Here is a 1,787-nt window from a genome sequence, read left to right as displayed (position 1 = left end):
ATGACGACCACCGAGGCGCGGCGGGCGGGGCGTAAGCCCGCTCAGATCGTGGACATGTCCTGGGATCCGATCACACGGATCATCGGGAATCTGGGCATCTACACGAAGATCGATTTCGCGAACCGGGAGGTCGTCGAGTGTCACTCGACGTCTTCCCTGTTCCGCGGCTACTCGGTGTTCATGAAGGGCAAGGACCCCCGCGACGCCGGCTTCATCACCTCACGCATCTGCGGCATCTGCGGCGACAACCACACCACCTGCTCCAACTACGCCCAGCAGATGGCCTACGGCGTCAAACCCCCACCGCTCGCCGAACACATCACCAACCTCGGCGAAGCCGCCGAGTACATGTTCGACCACACGATCTTCCAGGACAACCTCGTCTTCGTCGACTTCTGCGAAGCCATGGTCAAAGCCACCAACCCCGGCGTCCTGGCCCGCGCCGAACGCACCGAGGCCCCGCGCGGGCATCTCCACGGCTACCGCACCATCGCCGACATCATGCGCGCCTTCAACCCCTTCGAAGGCGAGATCTACAAACAGGCGCTGAAAATGTCGAGGATCACCCGGGAGATGTTCTGCCTCATGGAGGGACGCCACGTCCACCCCTCCACCCTGTATCCCGGCGGCACCGGCACCATGCCCCAACCCGCCGTCTTCACCGACTACCTCGCCCGCCTCATGCGCGTCATCGACTTCGTCAAACAAGCCGTCGCCCTCAACGACGACGTCTTCGACTTCTTCTACCAAGCCCTGCCCGGCTACGAAGAAGTCGGCCGCCGCCGCATCCTCCTGGCCTGCTGGGGCGCCTGGCAAAACCCCGACATCGTCGACTACCGCTACGAGACGATGAACCACTGGGGCAAGGCCATGTACGTCACCCCCGGCATCATCGTCGACGGCAAACTCGTCACCAACAACCTCGTCGACATCAACCTCGGCCTCCGCATCCTCCTCGGCTCCAGTTATTACGACGACTGGACCACCGAGGAACCCTTCGTCACCCACGACCCCCTCGGCAACCCCGTCGACATCCGCCACCCCTGGAACCAGACCACCCTCCCCCACCCCCAAAAACGCGCCTTCGACCACAACTACAGCTGGGTCATGAGCCCCCGCTGGCACCACCCCGAAACCGGCCAGCACCTCGCCCTCGACACCGGCGGCGGCCCCCTCGCCCGCCTCTGGTCCACCGCCCTGAACGGACTCGTCGACACCCCCTACATCAAAGCCACCGGCCACAGCGTCCGCATCACCCTCCCCCACGGCGAAAAACTCCCCGAAACCACCCTCGAATGGACCATCCCCCAATGGTCCAACACCATCGAACGCGACCGCGCCCGCCCCTACTTCATCGCCTACGCCGCCGCCATGGCCCTCCAATTCCTCGAACAAGCCCAACAACTCGTCCGCGCCGGCGAAACCAAAGTCTTCGAAAACTTCGAAGTCCCCGACGAAGCCATCGGCTGCGGCTTCCACGAAGCCGTCCGCGGCGTCCTCTCCCACCACCTCGTCATCAAGAACCAGAAAATCGCCAACTACCACCCCTACCCACCCACCCCCTGGAACGCCAGCCCCCGCGACCACTACGGCACCCCCGGCCCCTACGAAGACGCCGTCCAAGGCCAACCCATCTTCGAAGAAAACGACTCCGACACCTTCAAAGGCGTCGACATCATGCGCACCGTCCGCAGCTTCGACCCCTGCCTCCCCTGCGGCGTCCACATGTACCTCGGCAACGGCAAAACCCTCACCACCACCCACACCCCCACCTACGGAACCGACCA

At 64.1% G+C, this 1,787-nt stretch carries 1 protein-coding gene; it reads left to right on the top strand.

Annotated features, from left to right (window positions below):
• Positions 1–1,787: nickel-dependent hydrogenase large subunit (locus tag ACIHCX_RS38080; RefSeq protein ID WP_400038002.1), on the top strand; the 1,787-nt coding region annotated here is incomplete at both ends.

The organism is Streptomyces sp. NPDC052043 (assembly GCF_044548235.1).
Taxonomy (GTDB): Bacteria; Actinomycetota; Actinomycetes; order Streptomycetales; family Streptomycetaceae; genus Streptomyces.
This window is presented reverse-complemented; position numbering and strand designations above follow the sequence as displayed.